This window comes from Commensalibacter sp. M0355, from assembly GCF_016101365.1.
In the GTDB taxonomy this organism is placed as follows: domain Bacteria; phylum Pseudomonadota; class Alphaproteobacteria; order Acetobacterales; family Acetobacteraceae; genus Commensalibacter; species Commensalibacter melissae.
Window position 1 is genome coordinate 409576 of sequence record NZ_JACFQQ010000001.1, and the last position, 20632, is coordinate 430207.

The 20632-nt window shown below is 39.2% G+C and carries 15 protein-coding genes; 11 read left to right on the forward strand and 4 right to left on the reverse strand.

The features are described 5' to 3' along the window. Position 1: 1 nt before the first annotated feature. Positions 2 to 2050 carry a ComEC/Rec2 family competence protein gene (locus H3T44_RS02045; RefSeq protein WP_198195813.1) on the reverse strand — a complete coding sequence of 683 codons (2049 nt, stop codon included), beginning with the start codon at positions 2048 to 2050 and terminating at the stop codon, positions 2 to 4. Between the two features lie 180 nt (positions 2051 to 2230). On the opposite strand from H3T44_RS02045, the gene gltX reads away from it, so the two are divergent. The 8 genes from gltX (at position 2231) to H3T44_RS02085 (ending at position 13653) form a co-directional block, all read left to right on the forward strand. Then, positions 2231 to 3634, forward strand: coding sequence for a glutamate--tRNA ligase (gene gltX, locus H3T44_RS02050; RefSeq protein WP_198195815.1), 1404 nt, complete (start codon positions 2231 to 2233; stop codon positions 3632 to 3634). After that, entirely contained in the window at positions 3627 to 4562 is a 936-nt protein-coding gene (locus H3T44_RS02055) for an aspartate carbamoyltransferase catalytic subunit (RefSeq protein ID WP_155565670.1), read from the forward strand. The genes gltX and H3T44_RS02055 overlap by 8 nt, the downstream gene beginning before the upstream one ends. Then, positions 4559 to 5851, forward strand: a complete 1293-nt coding sequence (locus tag H3T44_RS02060; protein ID WP_198195816.1) for a dihydroorotase family protein — start codon at positions 4559 to 4561, stop codon at positions 5849 to 5851. Before H3T44_RS02055 ends, H3T44_RS02060 begins: the two co-directional genes overlap by 4 nt. Then, positions 5848 to 6492, forward strand: a complete 645-nt coding sequence (plsY, locus tag H3T44_RS02065) for a glycerol-3-phosphate 1-O-acyltransferase PlsY (protein ID WP_122123795.1) — start codon at positions 5848 to 5850, stop codon at positions 6490 to 6492. Before H3T44_RS02060 ends, plsY begins: the two co-directional genes overlap by 4 nt. 5 nt (positions 6493 to 6497) lie before the next feature. Then, the gene (dprA, locus tag H3T44_RS02070) at positions 6498 to 7667 is read left to right on the forward strand and encodes a DNA-processing protein DprA (RefSeq protein WP_198195818.1); all 1170 of its coding nucleotides are present in this window, start codon (positions 6498 to 6500) and stop codon (positions 7665 to 7667) included. A gap of 171 nt (positions 7668 to 7838) precedes the next feature. Beyond that, positions 7839 to 10421 (forward strand): type I DNA topoisomerase, encoded by a 2583-nt coding sequence (gene topA, locus H3T44_RS02075; protein ID WP_198195820.1) that lies wholly within the window; start codon positions 7839 to 7841, stop codon positions 10419 to 10421. A gap of 220 nt (positions 10422 to 10641) precedes the next feature. Further along, entirely contained in the window at positions 10642 to 12198 is a 1557-nt protein-coding gene (locus tag H3T44_RS02080) for a S41 family peptidase (RefSeq protein WP_232347479.1), read from the forward strand. Positions 12199 to 12495: 297 nt separating this feature from the next. Then, positions 12496 to 13653 carry an OmpA family protein gene (locus tag H3T44_RS02085; protein WP_155568287.1) on the forward strand — a complete coding sequence of 386 codons (1158 nt, stop codon included), beginning with the start codon at positions 12496 to 12498 and terminating at the stop codon, positions 13651 to 13653. A 68-nt stretch (positions 13654 to 13721) separates the two neighbouring features. On the opposite strand, the gene cysK is transcribed toward H3T44_RS02085, so the two are convergent. Continuing rightward, positions 13722 to 14699, reverse strand: coding sequence for a cysteine synthase A (gene cysK, locus H3T44_RS02090; RefSeq protein ID WP_155568288.1), 978 nt, complete (start codon positions 14697 to 14699; stop codon positions 13722 to 13724). Between the two features lie 196 nt (positions 14700 to 14895). Here cysK and H3T44_RS02095 point away from each other — a divergent pair, with 196 nt between their 5' ends. Next, positions 14896 to 15345 carry an Rrf2 family transcriptional regulator gene (locus H3T44_RS02095; RefSeq protein ID WP_110438269.1) on the forward strand — a complete coding sequence of 150 codons (450 nt, stop codon included), beginning with the start codon at positions 14896 to 14898 and terminating at the stop codon, positions 15343 to 15345. Between the two features lie 21 nt (positions 15346 to 15366). Here H3T44_RS02095 and H3T44_RS02100 read toward each other — a convergent pair whose 3' ends face one another. Continuing rightward, positions 15367 to 15945 carry a hypothetical protein gene (locus tag H3T44_RS02100; RefSeq protein ID WP_122123799.1) on the reverse strand — a complete coding sequence of 193 codons (579 nt, stop codon included), beginning with the start codon at positions 15943 to 15945 and terminating at the stop codon, positions 15367 to 15369. A 376-nt stretch (positions 15946 to 16321) separates the two neighbouring features. On the opposite strand from H3T44_RS02100, the gene H3T44_RS02105 reads away from it, so the two are divergent. Both H3T44_RS02105 and parE read left to right on the forward strand, forming a co-directional pair. Next, positions 16322 to 16879, forward strand: coding sequence for a hypothetical protein (locus H3T44_RS02105; RefSeq protein ID WP_198195821.1), 558 nt, complete (start codon positions 16322 to 16324; stop codon positions 16877 to 16879). 67 nt (positions 16880 to 16946) lie between these two features. Beyond that, entirely contained in the window at positions 16947 to 18968 is a 2022-nt protein-coding gene (parE, locus tag H3T44_RS02110; protein ID WP_198195822.1) for a DNA topoisomerase IV subunit B, read from the forward strand. Between the two features lie 112 nt (positions 18969 to 19080). On the opposite strand, the gene fumC is transcribed toward parE, so the two are convergent. Continuing rightward, positions 19081 to 20526 (reverse strand): class II fumarate hydratase, encoded by a 1446-nt coding sequence (gene fumC / locus H3T44_RS02115; protein WP_198195823.1) that lies wholly within the window; start codon positions 20524 to 20526, stop codon positions 19081 to 19083. Positions 20527 to 20632 lie beyond the last annotated feature (106 nt).

Below are 20632 nucleotides of genomic sequence, written 5' to 3' on the forward strand. Positions count from 1 at the left end.
TTTATTCACTCAAAGCTTCGGGTAAATTCGGAATACCACGTTGAATTGGTTCCATAACCCATGGACGATTGCCTCTTAATGACAAATCATTTTTGATCTTGTTTGAATTCAACCATATGCTATGTGATCCATATACCCAGTTTTTTTCTTTATCAACAAATGATATATCAGGACATAAACGCTGTTCCCATAATAAAGAAATTTCCAACCGCATAGCATGACATATTTCAGCTTGGAAAAAGAAATTCTCAGGTTTTTTTAATATGATCAAAACATGTTCATCCAGCAATTTGCAATAAAAATCCTTGCAAAGAATATTTCTGTCATGATTGTGAGAAAATTGAATTCTCACTTTTGATACACCCAAGTATTGTTTCCATCCCTCAATCGTATATTTGTTGCATCCATGCTGACAAATTACCCATATAAACCCAGTTCGTCGAATGGCAATCATTTGTCCATCCGCAGATGTTACCAGATCAGGATTTTTACCCCATAAACAGGATATAATCCCTATCGTAATCAGAAGAATGCCGGTAATTTTTAACCGAGTCACGCATAAACAGATAATGCATAATCCAATAAAATAGCATGTCAACCCCCATCCAGGCATATCCTTAACCCATATAACCGCATAAGGGAAATCATTAACAATTCGGGCTGTATTAATTACCAAATTAATTCCATACGCCATCAAATGTAAAAAATAATAATCAATTCCTGTCCCGATAGTTACCAGGGATAGTAATCCAGTTGGCATGATCAAAAACATTGTTACAGGAACCGCAATCAAATTTGCCAAAATAAAATATAAATTCAGTTCATGAAAATGAGCCATAACAATTGGACATACTGCCAAGCCAGCCAGGAAACTGATCCATGCAGCCTCCGAAATATAGAAAAAAATTTTTTTTAAACCACAAGTGTTCTTGGATTTTTTCAAAAAACGGTCATATCCCCAACCATATCCTGCAATTATAGCCATCACAGCTGCCATAGACATCTGAAAGGATACGTTCATGATCGATGAGGGTGAAAAAATCAAAATCATCAATGCTGCCAGCATCAAATTATGCATTGATAAACTTCGACGATCCATAGACAGGGCGAAAACGATCAAACTTGCCATTATCAGACTACGAATTGCCGGCAAATGAAATCCTGTAAGAAGAAGATAGATACAATTTGCAATCCATCCAATTGATAACGCAATCATTTTCACTGGCCAATGCAAGGCAATATATTCACTTCGCAATAAAATCCAGCGTACTGTACCGCCAACAATCAACATCACCGTTCCCAGATGCAGACCAGCAATGGCCAATAAATGGGCCAGTCCGGCCACAGCAAAAACATGTCTGTTTTCTTGAGATAAATTCGCATCAATTCCGGTTAATAGAATTTGCGCAATTGCACCAGTCTCACCAGGCAATAAAATCCTGATACGACAGGCTATTTTTTCACGTATCAATTGTATTGAGGTTTTATCGCTTTTTCTAATTACGTTAATAGGAGCGATAGCATATCCATAAGCACCAATATTTTTAAACCAATCATGAAATTGCAAATCATAACTCGCCATTCTAACTGGAGGAAATGGATGCTTCAGCATCGCTTTAACCTCTATCCAATCTCCGACATTAATTTGGGAATGATCGGTATGGAATAATGTAATTTGAATATATCGATGCCATTCTTTCTGTTCAGATTCTGGATATGATAAAAAATGAACACGATGCACTAAAACACGGGTTTTTCCACTTGATAAAATCTCTATTCGACGAATTTTTCCTTTCATTGTGGCCGCATGCGTTGGCAAACGGTAAAAAGGTTCCTGTCGATGTGTTTGTAACCATGCAAGACAAAACCCTGATCCCAATAAAAAAACAACACAGTGAAAAATATAGAGATTTAGTTGAAGGGGATAACGCCATCGAATGACTGCCATTCCTATCAAACCGAATATTGAAAATATAAAACCATAAGATAAATCTGGTTCACTCGTAAGAGTGAAATAAATCAGACTTCCAAGACCCAATATCACAGGCATCCATAATTTCGAATGGTCGGTTTCCCTTACCAACAGAGCAATGACATTTTTTATGCTGTCTAAAATAGTTCAAAAACTCCATAAAAATATTTTTTTTCTAGACTTCATATCTTTATTTTTAATAATTAATATAAACATTATTTCAATTCACTTTTCATTCTACGTGCAAGAAAGATACCCATGACCGTTCGTACACGTTTTGCTCCAAGTCCAACGGGATTGCTTCATATTGGCAATGCTCGCGCTGCACTATTCAACTATCTTTATGCCAAACATCATCATGGCGAATTCTTATTACGGATTGAGGATACTGACAGAGAGCGCTCTACTCAAGAAGCTGTTGATGTTATTCTTGATGGACTGGCATGGATGGGGTTAACACCTGACGAACCGCCTGTTTTTCAATCGACAAGAATTAAAAGACACCAGGAAATCGCTCTTCATCTTCTCGAGACAGGAAAAGCCTATAAATGTTTCTGCACATCAGAGGATTTGGCTCAAATGCGTGCCAAGGCACTGGCTGAGGGAAAACCTCCCCGTTATAACGGATACTGGCGTGACCGTGATCCATCCGAGGCACCCTCCAATGCACCTTATACCATTCGCATCAAGGCCCCCAAAGAAGGTGAAACCGTTATTCAAGACCTTGTTCAAGGAGAGGTCACCGTCGCCAATATCGAAATGGATGACATGATTATCCTACGCGCTGATGGAACCCCAACATATCAACACGCTGTTGTCTGTGATGATCATGACATGAATATCACCCATGTCATTCGTGGCGATGACCATTTAACCAATAGTTTTAGACAATTAATGATCTATCGCGCGATGGAGTGGAATATTCCCAAATTTGCCCATCTTCCCCTTATTCATGGTCCCGATGGTGCGAAATTGTCCAAACGACATGGTGCAAGTTCGGTTGTTGAATTTCGTGATGAAGGATATTTGCCTGAGGCTTTATGTAACTACCTGCTTAGATTAGGCTGGGGTCATGGAGATGAGGAAATACTCAGTCGGAAAGATCAAATTAGGTTATTTGATCTGGATGGTGTTGGCCGTTCTCCATCTCGAATGGATTATGCCAAATTAACACATGTTAATGGATACTGGTTAAGACAGGCAGATGATGAAAGACTAACCAAAGATGTATTGTCTCGTTTGAAGGGACGGGAAGACCTTGATTTAAGCCAGAATAATGAACAGAAAATCAAGTTATTGATGCCTGGATTGAAAGAACGCGCAAAAAATCTGAATGAATTGGCTGAAAATGCTTCTTTCCTTTGTATGTCAATTCCATTAAATTTTACGGACAAGGCACAAAAATTATTGAATGAAAATAATCGTGCCTTGTTGAGTAAACTTGTCATGGAACTGAATAAACTACCTGAATTCACAAAAGAATCTGTCAATAACTGTCTACATGCATTTGCTGAAAAGGAAAACCTGAAATTGGGTAAAGTTGCCCAGCCTTTACGGGCGGCTGTAACAGGAAGCACCATGTCGCCAGGAATTGATGATACACTTCTCGCATTAGGCAAAAATGAGGTTTTGGCTAGATTAGGAGCCGTAATTAATGGTTAATTCCTTTGGACAGCATTTTCTTGGTATAGAAGGACTTCCCGAAGACCAAATTGAAATATTACTGGACCGGGCAGAAAACTATGCCTTACTAAACCGTTCTCGCAAGACCCCTCGCAATCTGTTGAGAGAACGTACGTTAATCACCCTGTTTTTTGAAAATAGTACCCGCACTCGTACATCTTTCGAACTGGCGGGAAAACGTCTGGGTGCTGATGTCATTAACATGTCCGTTTCCACTTCTTCGGTCAGCAAGGGGGAAACATTACTGGATACGGCCTATACCTTAAACGCTATGCGAGCTGATTTGCTTGTCATTCGACATGCACAATCTGGTGCCCCTGCGCTTCTTGCCCAAAAGGTCGATGCAAGTGTCATCAATGCCGGCGATGGAACTCATGAACATCCCACTCAGGCTTTGCTTGATGCATTAACAATTCGTCGCCACTTTGGAAAATTGACAGGTTTGACTGTTGCAATATGTGGAGATATAGCTCATAGCCGAGTTGCCCGTTCAAACATAATCCTTCTTAACACAATGGGTTGCAATGTAAGGGTTATTGGTCCAAGAACCTTATTGCCTTCAACAATCGCTAAAATGGGTGCCACCCCTTATTACTCAATGGATGAAGGAGTTAAAAATGTTGATGTTATCATGATGTTACGTCTTCAAAGAGAAAGAATGAGTGCTGGATTAATCCCAAGTACCCGTGAATATTTTCGTTTCTTTGGATTGGATCGAAGACGGTTAAACCTTGCAAAGTCAAATGCATTGGTCATGCATCCTGGACCATTAAACCGGGGAATAGAGATTGACAGTCATGTTGCCGATGATCCGCATCAAAGCGTCATACAGGAACAAGTCGAAATGGGTGTTGCCGTAAGAATGGCAGTTCTTGAAAAATTCTCTCACATAAAGGCGCAGCCATGAAATCAATTCTTTTCACCAATGTCCATTTAATTGATCCTCAATCAGGATTGGATCAACCGGGAAAACTTCTTGTCAAAAATGATAAAATTGCCGGGATAGATCTTCCGGAAACAGAAGGGCAACCATCAGATTGCGATGTCATTGATGGAAAAGGAGCCATTCTTTGTCCTGGTCTTGTTGATATGCGTGTAACCGTGGGAGAGCCTGGATTTGAATATAGGGAAACCATTGCCACCGCAGCAGAAGCGGCTTCTGCAGGTGGGATAACCACCATGGCGATTCTACCCAATAGTAACCCCGCCATCGATAATCCCGCGTTGGTAACCCTGCTAAAGGCCAAGGGTGAAATAACAAAATCGGTGTCCATTCTTCCTTATGGTGCATTAACTGTTGGTTGTGAGGGAAAGGAACTTGCAGAAATAGGCTTGCTTCAAGAGGCTGGCGCCATTGGTTTCACGGACGGAGACAAGGCGCTTGCAGATACCCGTTTGATGATGCAGACCATGGCCTATGCAAGTGGATTTGACGGATTGATCATTCAGCATCCCGAAGACCCCAGTCTGGCCAAAAATAGCAGTGCCACCCAGGGAGAGCTGGCAACAAGACTTGGTTTGCCTTCTGTCCCAACTGCGGCTGAAGCAATTATGATTGCCCGTGATTTACGATTGGCGGAACAAACAAATTGTCGATTACATTTTGGACATATTTCCACCGCGGAGGGACTTAATCTAATTCGACAGGCAAAATCAAAGGGATTTAATATCAGCTGTGATACCGCCCCGGTCTATTTTGACTTGAATGAAGAGGCCATTGGTGATTTTAGAACCTATGCCAAACTTTCCCCACCACTCCGTTCCGAAGCGGATCGTCTTGCAATCTGTCAGGGATTGGCAGATGGAACCATTGATGCAATCGCCTCGGATCATCTTCCAAGAGATGTGGATGACAAACGTTTACCCTTTGCAGAGGCGGCTCCGGGCGGAACAGGGCTAGTTACCCTTTTAAGTGTTACCCTTATTCAAGTCAAAAATGGCAATCTGCCCCTCGCAAAGGCTATTTCACTTTTAAGTAACAATCCTGCGAAAATCCTGCGTCAACCTATCGGAACGCTTGCCAAAGGAAATGTTGCAGATTTATGCTTATTTGATCCGGATCAAACCTGGCAGGTTGAAGCGGGAAAATTACCAGGACGGGCTCAAAACACTCCATTTGACAATCGTGTCCTTCCAGGTGTCGTCCTTGGAACCTGGAAAATGGGACGCTGTATTTACAAAAGAGAGACCCTATGATTTGGCATATACCCCAATATGCATGGACATTAATGGCAGGCATTATCTTTTTGTCCTATCTGATTGGCAGCATTCCTTTTGGAATGTTGGTTAGCTATATTGGTGGAATAGGAGATATTCGCCAAATCGGTTCAGGCAATATTGGCGCCACAAATGTTTTACGTACAGGCAAAAAAAAACTAGCGGTTTTAACTCTTTTACTCGATATGGGGAAAGGTTCTTTTGCAATATGGTGTGCCTATATTTTTGCCATTAACTATACAGTTCAGGCCGAATCACTTGCCGCAATTTTTGTAGTAGTCGGCCATTGTTTTCCCGTTTGGATAAATTTCAAAGGTGGAAAAGGTGTTGCTACAGGGTTAGGTGTCAGCCTTGCCTTAACCCCTATTGCTGGTCTATTATCATGTATTGTATGGTTACTTGCCGCCAGACTGTCCCGAATTTCCTCTATAGGAGGGTTGTCCGCATTTGTTGCATGGCCTTTATTCATTATGATTTTCAATCATCTTGATCTTAAAACCCCTCTTTTATTTCCCGCCCTTCTTATAAGTTTACTCATATTTTTTCGTCATAGAACCAACATATACCGTCTCAGCAACGGTACAGAACCTCGGATTGGTGAAAAAAACCAAAAAAATTAAGCTAAATGTCCAAGAAACCATTATCTTCCACCCTATCTGTAAAACAATTACTTCCATATTTAAAAATTGCCAGAACGGAAGGGATCGGTGGAATCCGTTATCGACAATTACTTGACCATTATCAAACCCCTGAAGCTGTTTTGGAAATTTTACCAAAATTAAAACGTTCAAAAGATTCAACAAAAAAATTTCAAGTTCCTGATAATAAAATACTTCATAGAGAAATTGATCAAACACTTGAATTGGGGGGACAATTCGTTCTTCATGGAACTCTGGAATATCCGCCCTTGCTTGATATGCTTGAAGATGCCCCTCCTATTCTGATTGCCATGGGCAATATCGAGTTATTAAAAAAGAGAAATGTTGCTATTGTCGGGGCGCGTAATGCTTCTATACATGGCATTAAAATGGCAGAAAATCTTGCGGCTGATCTATCCGCACATCAAATTGGCATAACCTCTGGTCTAGCCAGAGGTATTGACAAAGCAGCTCATAAAGGGGCCTTATACACAGGTTTCACCATTGCCGTAATTGGTTGTGGAATCGATATTTTTTATCCAACAGAACATAAAGACCTTCAAAAATCAATAACAGAAAAAGGAGTTGTTTTAACTGAATTTTCTATTGGAACCCAACCACAAGCCATGCATTTTCCACGCAGAAACCGTATTATTGCTGGATTGAGCTGGGGATGTATTGTCATTGAGGCTGCCCAGCATTCCGGCAGTCTTATCACGGCTAAACAAGCGCTTGATTATAACCGTCCCGTTTTTGCAGTACCAGGATCTCCCATTGACCCACGTTGTAAAGGAAGTAATAACTTGATTAGAATGGGGGCTATATTAACAGAAAATGCCATGGATATAATATCCGAACTCCCCCATCCCCTTATCCAAGAAAACACCTATTCCAATACTGATCTTTTCACCTATTCTCCCGCAGCTGAAAATATATCCCTCCAGAACAAGAATCTTCCACAGGTCAATATACCTGATAAAAACAATTCAAGAACAATTGAAGATGATATTCTCTTCCTGCTTTCTGCCACCCCTACACCTATCGATCTAATCTTGAGAAATGTTCATTACCCTACCAATGAAATTCAGAGTACTCTTACCTTACTTGAAATCCAGCAAAAAATTTTTCTTTGCCATAATGGCTATATTTTAAAATGAGGAAATCAAACGAATTCTTGAATTTTTCTTCTATTTTCGTTTTAATATGTAAATCACATCCATTTAAAAAATGAATTAAAAACCAAAATAGCAGTTGCTTCTTACTAAAGAAAAGATAGTATTCTGTTTCTAATTGAAGAACTCATTTTTACTAATCCGTCTGGAGAGAAAATGACAGACGTCATCGTTGTTGAATCGCCTGCCAAGGCCAAAACCATAAATAAATATCTTGGAAACAAATACACTGTTCTCGCCTCTTTCGGGCATGTCCGAGATCTTTCTCCGAAGGATGGAAGTGTTAGGCCGACTGAAAATTTTGCCATGGATTGGGAAACGGATGAACGTGGAAACAAGCAGATCAAGGCGATTGCCCAGGCCTTAAAAAATGCCAAAACACTTTATCTTGCCACTGACCCCGATCGTGAGGGGGAAGCAATTTCCTGGCATGTCCAATCCATTCTGAATGAAAAGAAATTACTTAAAAATATTAATGTCGAGCGTATTACCTTCAATGAAATTACCAAACAGGCAGTTCAATACGCTATTCAACATCCCCGGAAACTGGACCAACCTTTGATTGAAGCATATCTTGCACGACGTGCACTTGATTATCTGGTAGGCTTTACATTATCACCAATTTTATGGCGGAAATTACCTGGATCCCGAAGTGCAGGACGAGTCCAATCTGTTGCCTTGCGTCTTGTATGCGAACGTGAAGCTGAAATCGAGATTTTTCAATCCAAAGAATATTGGACCATTCATGGCACTTTTATCTCTTCATCCAATAAGGATTTCACGGCAAAACTTACCCATTTAAAAAACAAAAAACTTGAACAATTTGATCTAAGTACGAAAAATCTGGCAAAAGAGGCTTGTACATATTTAAATAATCAACAGTTTAGCGTTCGTACCATAGAGCGAAAAAAAACAAGAAGGAATCCATCCCCCCCCTTTACCACCTCGACATTACAGCAGGAAGCATCAAGAAAATTAAGAATGAGCGCACAAAACACGATGCGTACCGCACAACAACTTTATGAAGGAATTGAAGTCAAGGGGGAAACCGTCGGTTTGATTACCTATATGAGAACCGATGGAGTACAAATGGCCAATGAAGCAATTCAGGCCATTCGTAATCATATCAATACCAAATATGGCGAAAAATTTGTACCAAAATCACCACGCAAATACACAAGTAAGGCAAAAAACGCCCAAGAGGCACATGAAGCCATACGACCCACACATATCAATTTCACTCCTGAACAAATCAGTTCTTATTTAACAGCTGATCAGAAACAGCTTTATGATCTTATCTGGAAAAGAGCTCTTGCCAGTCAGATGGAATCCGCAGAACTTGATCAAATTTCCATAACAATAACAGATGAAAAGCAGGAAAATTGCTTTAAAACAACGGGATCAACAATAACATTTGAGGGTTTCTTAAAAGTTTATACAGAAAGTTTTGATGATACAGATAAAGATGAGGCGGAAAATAAAAACAACAAAGGGTCACTCCTACCCCCCTTAAGAGAAAAAGAGACTCTTCAAACCAAAGAAATTTTGCCTAGTCAGCATTTTACTCAACCTCCTCCACGCTATAGTGAAGCTTCACTTGTTAAAAAGATGGAGGAACTGGGTATTGGTCGTCCATCCACTTATGCATCCATTCTCGGGGTTTTACGTGACAGAGGTTATGTTACTCTTGAAAATCGTTATTTTATTCCTCAGGATCGTGGACGTTTGGTTACCGCTTTTCTAACATCTTTCTTTAAACGTTACGTTGATGTCGATTTTACCGCCACGTTAGAGGGACAACTTGATGAAATTTCCGATAGTAAAATAGATTGGAAAAAAGTTTTACAGGATTTTTGGAACGATTTTTCCAATGCCATCGAGCAAACAAAAGAACTGAAAATCTCTGATGTTATTGATGCGCTTGATCATGATCTTGGCTCTCATTTCTTTTCCGAAACAACGGACGGGTCCAACCCCAGAAAATGTCCTGCCTGTGAAAATGGCAAACTTCATCTGAAACTGGGTCGCTATGGGGCGTTTATAGGATGTACCAACTATCCTGAATGTCAATATACTAGAAAGTTAAGTCTGGATAATGCTGATCAAGAAAATAATGAGATTTTAAAAGAAGGCAGCAAAATCCTTGGAAATAATCCAGAAAATAATGAAGTAATCTCACTTCGTAAAGGACCTTACGGATTATATATACAATCTGGTGAGGCTGATCCTGAAAATAAAAAGATCAAACCCAAACGTGCCGCTATTCCAAATAATATTGATGGAAATACACTTACCCTAGATCAGGCCATTGCCCTGTTATCTTTTCCAAAATTACTTGGAGAATATCCTGAGACAGGTGAAAAAATCGAAATCGGATTGGGACGTTTTGGCCCTTATATCAAAATGGGAAATATTTTTGCCGCCTTGGATAAAAATGAAGATATTTTATCAGTAGGATTGAATCGAGCCTTGGAGGTTCTTGCAAAAAAAATGGCTTCTATCCGTAATCTGGGGCTTCATCCAAAAGATAAGGAACCTGTTTTATTAAGAAAAGGACGTTTCGGATTTTATATACAGCATAAAAAATCTGTTGCATCCCTACCAAAAGGAGATAACGGAGATAATACAACCCTAGAGGACGCATTGAAACTTCTCGAAGAAAAAGGAAAAGAGGTAAAGAAAACGCCAACAAAAAAGAAAAAAACAGTAAAAAAAACAGTAAAAAAAACAAAAAAATAATATGATTTTTAACTAGATTATTGTGTTTTTTACGTGACAGATTTTGTTATTTTTATATTTAGGTTTTAATAATCTTAAAGTTGCTATAGCTTTTTTAATATTGGCTAACCTTATATTTAAAATATTTTATTGTCTTTGGAGAACAATCATTTTCCTCCTAATACGACATTTCTGTTTCTTTAGACTGACGCAAAATGCGATATGTTTTCTATATTTCATTTTGCAAAAATACAAACCTTTATTTTATTGTCTGTATATAATTCTTGCATTTAATACCTATACCCCTATATACGCACAATCCACTACATCCACAAAACCAAAAGATATCGCCCCGTTTAATCAACATAGCTACGAAAATGTCATCGCCACCGCATTGACTTTTCTACAACCCAGAATACTGGAAGAACATACGATAAAAGAATTGTCTTTATGGGGACTGAATGGCTTAAATGCCGTTGACCCCTCTTTATCAATTCATGAAATCGAAGATAAGCTTGTTCTTCAACAGTCTCAAAAAATTCTAGCTAACTATCCCTTGCCGGCAGATAACGATATACCCCAATGGGCAAAGACCATAACAGATATTTCTACCAAGGGATGGGAAAATTCCAATTTAATTCAATTGGCAAACAATCAAGGTCTTACCCAAGCTTTTTTTGATGAATTATTTGATCATATGGATCCCTATTCAAGATATGTCGCTCCCAATTTTGCATCCACGGATCGTAATCAACGAGGAGATGGTGAGGCAAATATCGGAATTACCATCTCCAAAGATAAAAACTATATCGTTATCAGCTCTATCAATACCAATGGTCCCGCTTGGTCAGCAGGACTTAACGTAGGTGAACGTATCTATAAAATAGATAGCAAACGTACCTATAAACAATCTGTTGATACAATTAATAACTGGCTAAAGGGCAGCAACAATTCATCTTTGACTCTTGTCTTGGGCTCACACGGTAGAAAAAAAACAAGAATCGTACATTTGAAAAGAGAAATTGTTCCACCAGCGACCGTATTTGCATTTACAAATGATAACATAATTATTTTGAAAATAACCTCCTTTTCAACTTTCACTGCGGAAGAAATCAATCAGTATCTTGATCAAGCTGTTCAAGATATGAAATTAAAGGGCCTGATTCTTGATCTCAGAGGAAATAGAGGAGGTGTTTTGCAACAGGCCATAACAAGCTCTGCATTATTGCTGGATCATGGTATTGCAGCAACGACACAAGGACGAGATCAAGAGTCCAATCACGTATGGGCAGTACAGGGAGGAGATATAACCAATAATGTTCCCATTGTTATTTTGGTTGATGGCAGAACTGCAAGTGCTGCCGAAATTTTAACCGCTGCGTTATCCGATCATAAGAGAGCCGTCGTAATCGGCAGCACAACTCTGGGTAAAGGTCTTGTACAAACCATTGCACAATTACCTGATGGAGGAGAGCTCTTCGTTACATGGAGCAGGGTTATTGCCCCCTTGGGATGGCCAATCCAGGGCTTGGGCATCATTCCGCAAATATGCACAAGTCGTGGAGTTAAATTCACTCAAAAACAAATGAATGAATTAATTAATGATCAATCTTCCTATGCACGTGATGTTATCTTTTCTAGACAATCACGTTTTCCGGTTGAAGCAAAGGACATTCTTCAAATTAGAAATGCCTGTCCCCCTGCCATCGGTTCAGATATTGATCTTGAGATTGCCGATGATTTGCTTCTTAACCCAAAGCTTTACCAAAAAGCACTTGATATGATCCCGAATGATTAAGTTGTATAGACAACCAAATTGGATTTTTCACGGTATTAATATTTTTTTGATTATTACATTGCTAAATGATAACAATTAAAAATTGCTCTCTTGTATTTATTTAAGTTTGAAAATAGTATATTGCTTCTATTCAAGTAAATTTAAATTATGTGATGTTTCAATGACATTTGATATATTTTTCGAACAAAAAATTTTTTTTACTTCTTTCTTCACTAAAAAAAGGGTATTTCAGTTCGAAGAATATTTTACTAAAACAATTTGCAGCTGATAGCTAGATTTAAGGAGTGAAAAATTAAGATGAGTTTGAAATTCCCTCTATTTGCTGCATCTATATTTAATATTTCTACCCTTTTATGTTTAACCACTTTTCTCATGCCCTCAACCACGATAAAAGCACAACCGGTTAAAGGTTTGTATGTAACAGGTGCTGGCGGGCTTAGTATCAATCAAGATCAAGTTGTGCGTCAAAATCCCATTATGCCTGATGGTCGCGATAAATATACACCAGGGGCCACTGCAGTAACGAGTCTAGGATATGGTCTTGGAAACGGTTTTCGAGTTGAAGTGGAGGGAAATTATCGCAACAATCCCTTGAAATATCAAAATCTCGGTTCCTATAAAGCCCGTGGTGAGGGCCGCCAACAAACTTATGGATTTATGGTTAACGCCCTTTTTGATATGGATGTGGGAAGCCCTTATATATTTCCATATTTCGGTGCGGGGATTGGTTATGGATGGTCTACAATGAATGGAGTAAAACTTCGCACCTCGGATCATCGTCTTACTGAACACATGGGAGGTACATTCGGACAATTCGCTTACCAGGGAATTGGAGGGCTATCATTTCCAACCCCTTGGATTGTTGGATTGTCCTTCATTACAGAATATCGATTCTGGACAATGCTGGCACCCCAAAGTCATACCGCCGATGTATGGGGTACCCAAGGAGGAAGAAACATTACCCATCCTTATGGTCATACTAAAGGCAATCGGGATACAACCACCTATTTTAACCATTCCATTTTACTCGGGTTACGTTATGAATTTAACCCTGCCCCTCCTCCTGCAGCACCTGTTGATGAAACCCCTGTAGTTCCTAAGGCTAGAAAATCAAGATTATATCTTGTGTTTTTTAACTGGAATAGTTACAGCCTGAGTAATCGAGCGCGACTTATTGTCCGAGAGGCTGCCCAAGCATACAATAACGTGGAAAACACCCGTATTGAAGCGGATGGTTATACAGATACATCTGCTAGTCCTGACATTAAGGGAAAAAAATACAATATCGAACTTTCCCTAAAAAGAGCCAAGGAAATCAGATCCGAATTGATACGAAATGGTGTTCCGGCCGGCAATATTGATATACATGGATATGGATCACAAAATTTGCGAGTACAAACAGGACCCAATGTAAGGGAGGCACGTAACAGACGTGTGGAAATAATTTTACGCTAAATAGTTTCATCGTGGAGGGAATATCACATATTCCGGATTTCCCTTACGATACGGTTTTAAATAAGGATTTAAACCAATCCATTGAACAAAGGTGTTGATAGATAACGTTCCGCAAATGAAGGAACAATCGTTACAATGACTTTACCTTTGTTTTCTTTACGGGCTGCCAACTGAATACTCGCAAACAGAGCTGCACCTGAAGAAATACCCACAGGAATACCATCCAATCGAGCAACGCGTCTTGACGTGGCAAGAGCGTCACTTTCTGAAACCATCAGAATCTGTTTAAGTAAATCGGTATCCAAAATACCTGGTTTAAATCCTGCCCCTATTCCCTGAATACCATGAGGACCAGGCTCTTCTCCGTTAAGAACAGCACTTTCTGCAGGTTCAACACCAAATATCTCCACCTTTGGATTATGTTTCTTCAATCCTCTGGCAATTCCTGTAATGGTTCCACCTGTTCCGATACCGGCAACAACAATATCGACTTTTCCTTGCGTATCCTGCCAGATTTCTTCCGCAGTGGTATACTCATGGACAAGTGGATTCACGGGATTTTCAAATTGTTTTGGCATCCAGGCATGAGGTGTATTTTCTACAATTTCTTTTGCTCGAGCAATTGCCCCAGCCATTCCCAGATGACCTGGGGTCAGTTCAACCTGCGCATCAAGAAAACGCATCATTTTTCGACGCTCAATCGATGCCTTTTCAGGCATTGTAACGATCAGCCGATAACCTTTCGCTGCCGCTATAAATGCCAAGCCAATACCTGTATTGCCTGATGTTGGTTCAACCAGTACACTTTTATGAGGACTAATAATCCCTTCTTCTTCCGCCTGATATACCATCGCGGCGGCAATTCGATCCTTGACTGAAGATAAAGGGTTAAAAAATTCTAGCTTTAATAAAATATCAGCTTCGATATTATCTTGCTTTATTAGATTTCCTGGCCTTACAAGCGGTGTCCCACCAATTGTATCAATCAAAGAATTATAAATTTTACCTCTAGGTTGTGCCAACCCAAAACGATTATTTTTTGTCATAACAATTCCCATTACTCGTTGATTAAGGATAATAATCGCTATAAATAACCTATTTATGCAAAATATTTCCACATCACAGATTTTATTTATAAAAAATACTATTTTTCATCTTAAATAATTATTATATACTATTAATATTAGGATATAAATTTTAAATTAACTAAATATTTCTTTAAAACCTTAGGAAAAATATTTAATGCTCTTAAGACAAGATCGTGCCATTATCGCTATTCTTATTGTAACAGATATCGCCTTTTACTCAAGTCACAATAATACCGTAAGTGCTTCTGACATTTCTTCAAGGACAAAACTACCCAAAAGAAGTATTGAACCGATTTTACAACTTTTATCCAGAGCTTCAATCTTGGAAAGTACTCGTGGACCACGAGGTGGGTATCATCTGGCTAAACCAAAAAGACTACTTTCAATCGCTGATATCATTAAGGCCATTTCGGTTGATGAAAAAGAAAAATATGAAGAATTTACGTTTCCACTTTTTCAACAAGTTATCAAACCATTATGGCAATCTATTGATCAAAAAATCATGAAGGAAATAGCTTCAATAACGATGCAAGATCTCATCAGAAAAGCCGAGGAAAAAGGAATGAAGCGTCCTCGTCCCACAGCTATTAATTTTACTATTTAACGTAATGGCAAATTCAAATCATCATTTAGCTTTTCCTACGGTTTTTCGATGATGGGAGACAGCTCTATGACGTGTTACCTTTTTTCGAGAGGTCGTATTTTTGTTCGCGGGTTCTATAGCGGGTTTAGGAATCTGAACACCTGTATTGTCTACTGTTACATCTACTGACAAAACCGTTTTATTGCCCCCATCCTGATGTAAAAGATTGACAATGAATCTATCTGTTCCTGCATATGCCAAAGATGGCGTGTATCTTATATAGGTTCTTTTATCATAATTATAAACAAATGTCTTGCCATGTTCAGGAACAGTTGCAATACCAAAAGAGATGAAGTTGTTTTTGGAGTCAGGTTGCACAACATTGAATTCACATTGACCATCATCGCTGCGGACTGTCATCGTCGTTTTCCAACTTCCATCCGCTTCTTTGACTATAGGTGTTATTTGACAAACAGATGATTTTTTTGAATATTTAAAAGGATTGGCAGCCTCCCTATCGGGTTGGGCCACTGGTTGCTGATTATGTTGACAAGCTGCCAAAGCAATTCCCAATGAAGCCAAAATAAAAGATGAACGCAAACGCACGAAACTAGCCTCCATTTATTAAATCCTACCTATAACTTGGCAGTTTACAATTACAAACTTGATGAGAATATTAGTTTAAACCCGGATTGGTAAAAAAGATGTAAGAATTTATTCCTACCTTTTGTATCAATCACACATCCACTTACAAAGATCACTACCAGATAAAAACAAAATCACCAATAACTTTATGATATTTTAGATGAATTTTAGTTTTTTTATTTTCGTTTATTATTGCAAAATGTGAATATAAACTATTGCATTATGTACAATTCCTGTTATATCCGATTTAATAATGTCATATACAACTGCAATAAACTTTTATAGAATAAATCCAATATTCTTTTAACTACCCAACCAATCTTTTTAGTTCATATCCGATTTGGAGCACTCAATGTCTCTATTAGTTAAACGTTTTCTCTTCTCTGGATTAATCGCTGCGGGAATGTTTTCGAATCCATCATGGGCTTCAACGGCCACTTGCAATAATTCCCCTTCTCACGAAGCTTTTAATATAGAAGGCTTGAAAAGCGAATTAATGGTGACAGCCCTTTCATGTCAGGCTCAAAATCAATATAACGCCTTTATCAATCAATTCCGCCCGATTGTTAGCAGTGAGGAAGTTAAATTGAAGGGGTATTTCCGGTCAAGTTACGGAAAACGCTCAGGAAAGGCATATCAAAAAGCATATGATGATTACATAACACAGCTAGCCAACGTACAATCCTCTCAGGGACTTAAAGCGGGAACAATTTTCTGCATTCAAAGAATGTCCATGTTTGATGAAATCAAACCATTGAAAACGGCAAGTGAATTGTCTCAATATGCAGAGGCAAAAGATATTCTCCAACCAGCATCTTATGAAATCTGTCAGGCACCTGCAACACATAAAAAAGGCAAAGTCGTTAGAAAAAGACGAATCACACGCAAAGCGGCTATTCACAAAAAATAATCTCAAAATTTAAGAGTCATGAAGAAAACATTTTGTAAAAACGTGTTTTTATGCGAAAAACACTTATATGAGCGATTTATTTTCTTCAAACAATTCTTCTAAAACCCATTTTGCAGACAAGAAAAATGTAAAAGGGATAAAATCTGTTACCAGCGATTATAACGCCAAAGACATAGAGGTTCTTGAAGGTTTGGAGCCTGTCAGAAAGCGACCTGGTATGTATATTGGTGGTACGGATGAAAACGCCCTGCACCACATGGCAGCTGAAATATTGGATAATGCCATGGATGAGGTCGTTGGCGGTTTTGCAAACACCATTCACATAAAACTTGAACAGGATAACAAATTAACCATTCGCGATAATGGACGCGGAATTCCTGTTGACCCTCATCCAAAATTTAAAAATAAATCAGCCCTGGAAGTAATTCTAACCACGCTTCATGCAGGAGGGAAATTTTCCAATAAAGTCTATAATACTGCTGGGGGTCTTCATGGAGTTGGATCTTCTGTTGTCAATGCCCTATCTTCTTGGATGGAAATCGAAATTGCCCGTGATAAGATGCTGTGGAAACAAACCTATGAACGCGGATTACCGATTACTCCATTAATTGAATGTGGTTATATACAAAATCGCAGAGGAACCCAAATCAGTTTTATTCCTGACATCGAGATATTTGGCAAACTGCAATTTTCACCGAAACAGTTGTATAAACTGTGTCGCTCCAAGGCGTTTCTTTATAAAGGTGTCACCCTAAACTGGTCGTGTGATCCTGAATTAGTGAATAACACTGATATTCCAAGGGAGACAATCCTGCATTTTGCTAATGGACTTGAAGACAGTTTGAAAGAAGAAACCGACTCGGACCAGTTGATCTGTCCTATATGGTCCGGTGACGTCAATTTACCCAATGATTCAAAAGGTGAAAATACAGGCAAAATTGAATGGTCTTTGGCATGGCTGGAAAAAGGTGAAAGCGGTTTGGCATCGTTTTGTAATACCATACCGACGCCATTGGGTGGAACCCATGAACAGGGCTTCAAAAATGCCCTGTTAAAAGGAATTCGGACATGGGGGGAAAACCGGTCCAATAGAAGATCCTCAATCATCACTTCTGATGATATGCTGGGATCTCTTGCGGCAAAATTGTCCATCTTTATTCGGGATCCAGAATTCCAGGGACAAACAAAAGAGAAACTAAGCTCAAAAAATACAACCAAACTTGTTGAAACCGCACTACGGGATCGTTTTGATCACTGGTTGGCAGCCGATCCAAATCAGGCAGATCAACTTTTCTCTTTCCTTCTTGATAAAGCTGAAGAACGTTTACAACGTAAAGAAAACCGGGAAACAGTAAGAAAAAGCGCAACAAAACGTTTAAGATTACCAGGTAAGCTGACCGATTGCACAAGTTCTAATACCAATCAAACAGAAATCTTTATCGTAGAGGGAGATTCTGCTGGAGGATCGGCCAAGCAAGCCCGTAATCGCGAAACTCAGGCAATTTTACCTTTGAGAGGTAAAATTCTCAATGTTGCAAGTGCTTCCAATCAAAAATTAAATAATAATCAGGAATTAAAAGATTTAATAGAAGCCTTGGGTTGTGGCATAGGTTCCGCATTTGATATCGATAAACTACGCTATGGTCGCATCATTATCATGACAGATGCGGATGTTGATGGTGCGCATATTGCTTCTTTATTGATGACTTTTTTCTATCAAGAACTTCCAGAGCTTATTCTTCAAGAAAAAATTTATCTGGCTCAACCACCCTTATACCGTCTTAGCCAAGGAGATAAAATTATTTATGCCATGGATGATAAAGATAAAGACCGTAATTTATCAAGGTTGAGCCAAAAAAAAGGTAAAATTGAAGTTTCTCGTTTTAAAGGTTTGGGTGAAATGCCACCCAAGGATTTAAAGGAAACGACAATGGATCCCAAACACCGTATCCTATTGAAAGTCATCATTCCTCATGATGAAAAAGAAATCACGGAAACACGTGTTTCTGATTTAATGGGAAGAAAATCAGAAATGCGCTTCCAATTTATACAGGAGCATGCCGGTTCTGTTGATTTACTGGATATTTAATTCAATTATATTATAAATATTCGTTTTATCTGCCATGGAAAGGAATTATTAAATTCCTTTCTATTCGTTGTTAAAACATTTTATCGATGCCTAGAAAATTAAATCTTTTTATTTAGGCACCTTCAACACCATGTCCAGCCATCAACCGAGGTTTTACATGCTCGTCAAACTGCTTTTCATCAATCAATCCCGATTTTAAAGCCGCCTCTTTAAGACTTAATCCTTCAACATCCCCCATATGTGCAATTCTAGCCGCCCCATCATATCCAACGACAGGTGCCAGAGCTGTAACAAGCATTAATGAATTATCAATATATTTTTGAATACGCGCATTATTTAATGTTGTCCCTTCGACTGAAAATTCACGAAAGGCTTTGGCTGCATCCCTTAACAATCGGCTGGCGTGTAGCGTATTCATGATAACCAGCGGACGCGTTACATTTAACTGCAAATTACCCTGTGAGCCAGCAAAGGCAACGGCAGCATCAAGACCCATGACCTGCATGCAAACCATGATCATTGCCTCACATTGAGTCGGATTGACCTTTCCAGGCATAATTGACGACCCCGGTTCATTTTCAGGCAAATGAAGTTCTCCAAGTCCACATCGTGGTCCTGAAGCGAGCCAACGAGTATCATTTGCTATTTTTAATAGAACAACTGCAACGCCACGTAACGCAGACATCGTGGCCACCATAGCGTCAAGTCCACCCAAGGAGGCAAACTTGTTGGGCGCTGTTACAAAAGGATAGCTGGTGATTTGAGCGATTTTTTTAGCAATTGCCCTGGAGAAACCTTTTGGCGCATTCAATCCTGTTCCAACAGCTGTTCCACCTGCAGCCAGTTCAAACAATTCTTTCTCTACTGATTTTAAACGATGTAAACTTTCCTTTAATTGAGCAGCCCAACCAGACCATTCTTGACCAACGGTTAAAGGAACTGCATCCTGTAAATGGGTACGACCGATCTTTACAACATCCATCCATTCCTTAGCTTTATGCTCAATGGCATTATGTAATTTTTGTAATTCTGGAAAAAGATGCCTTTCCAATTCCATTACCATAGCGACATGCATAGCTGTCGGGAAACTATCATTGGAAGACTGTCCCATATTCACATGATCATTGGGATGAACAGGTTTTTTGGAACCGATCTCCCCCCCTAAAAGCTGAATGGCCCGATTGGCAAGCACCTCATTTACATTCATATTGGTTTGTGTACCTGAACCTGTTTGCCAGACACAAAGCGGGAAATGATCATCAAGCGCACCCTTGGCTGCCTCTTCAGCAGCCTGAATGATTGCTTTTGCCTTCGTTTCATCCAAACGGCCCGCTTCACAATTCACCTCTGCGGCGGCATGTTTAACAATACCGTAGGCATGATAGACCTCACGCGGCATGACATCCCCACCAATATTGAAATGATGCAAGGAACGTTCAGTCTGTGCTCCCCAATAACGATCCGCAGGGACCTCTATTTTTCCCATTGAATCACTTTCTTGACGCAATCCTTTTTTATCAATTCCAATTGCCACTTCGCCAGAAACAGATTTGATCATAATTTACCTTTTAAAAAAATTATTAAAATAATCACTATAAATCATAAAAAAAACCCACGCATAAGCCAAGAGAGGCAACGTGGGTATTAATCAAATATATTCGCTT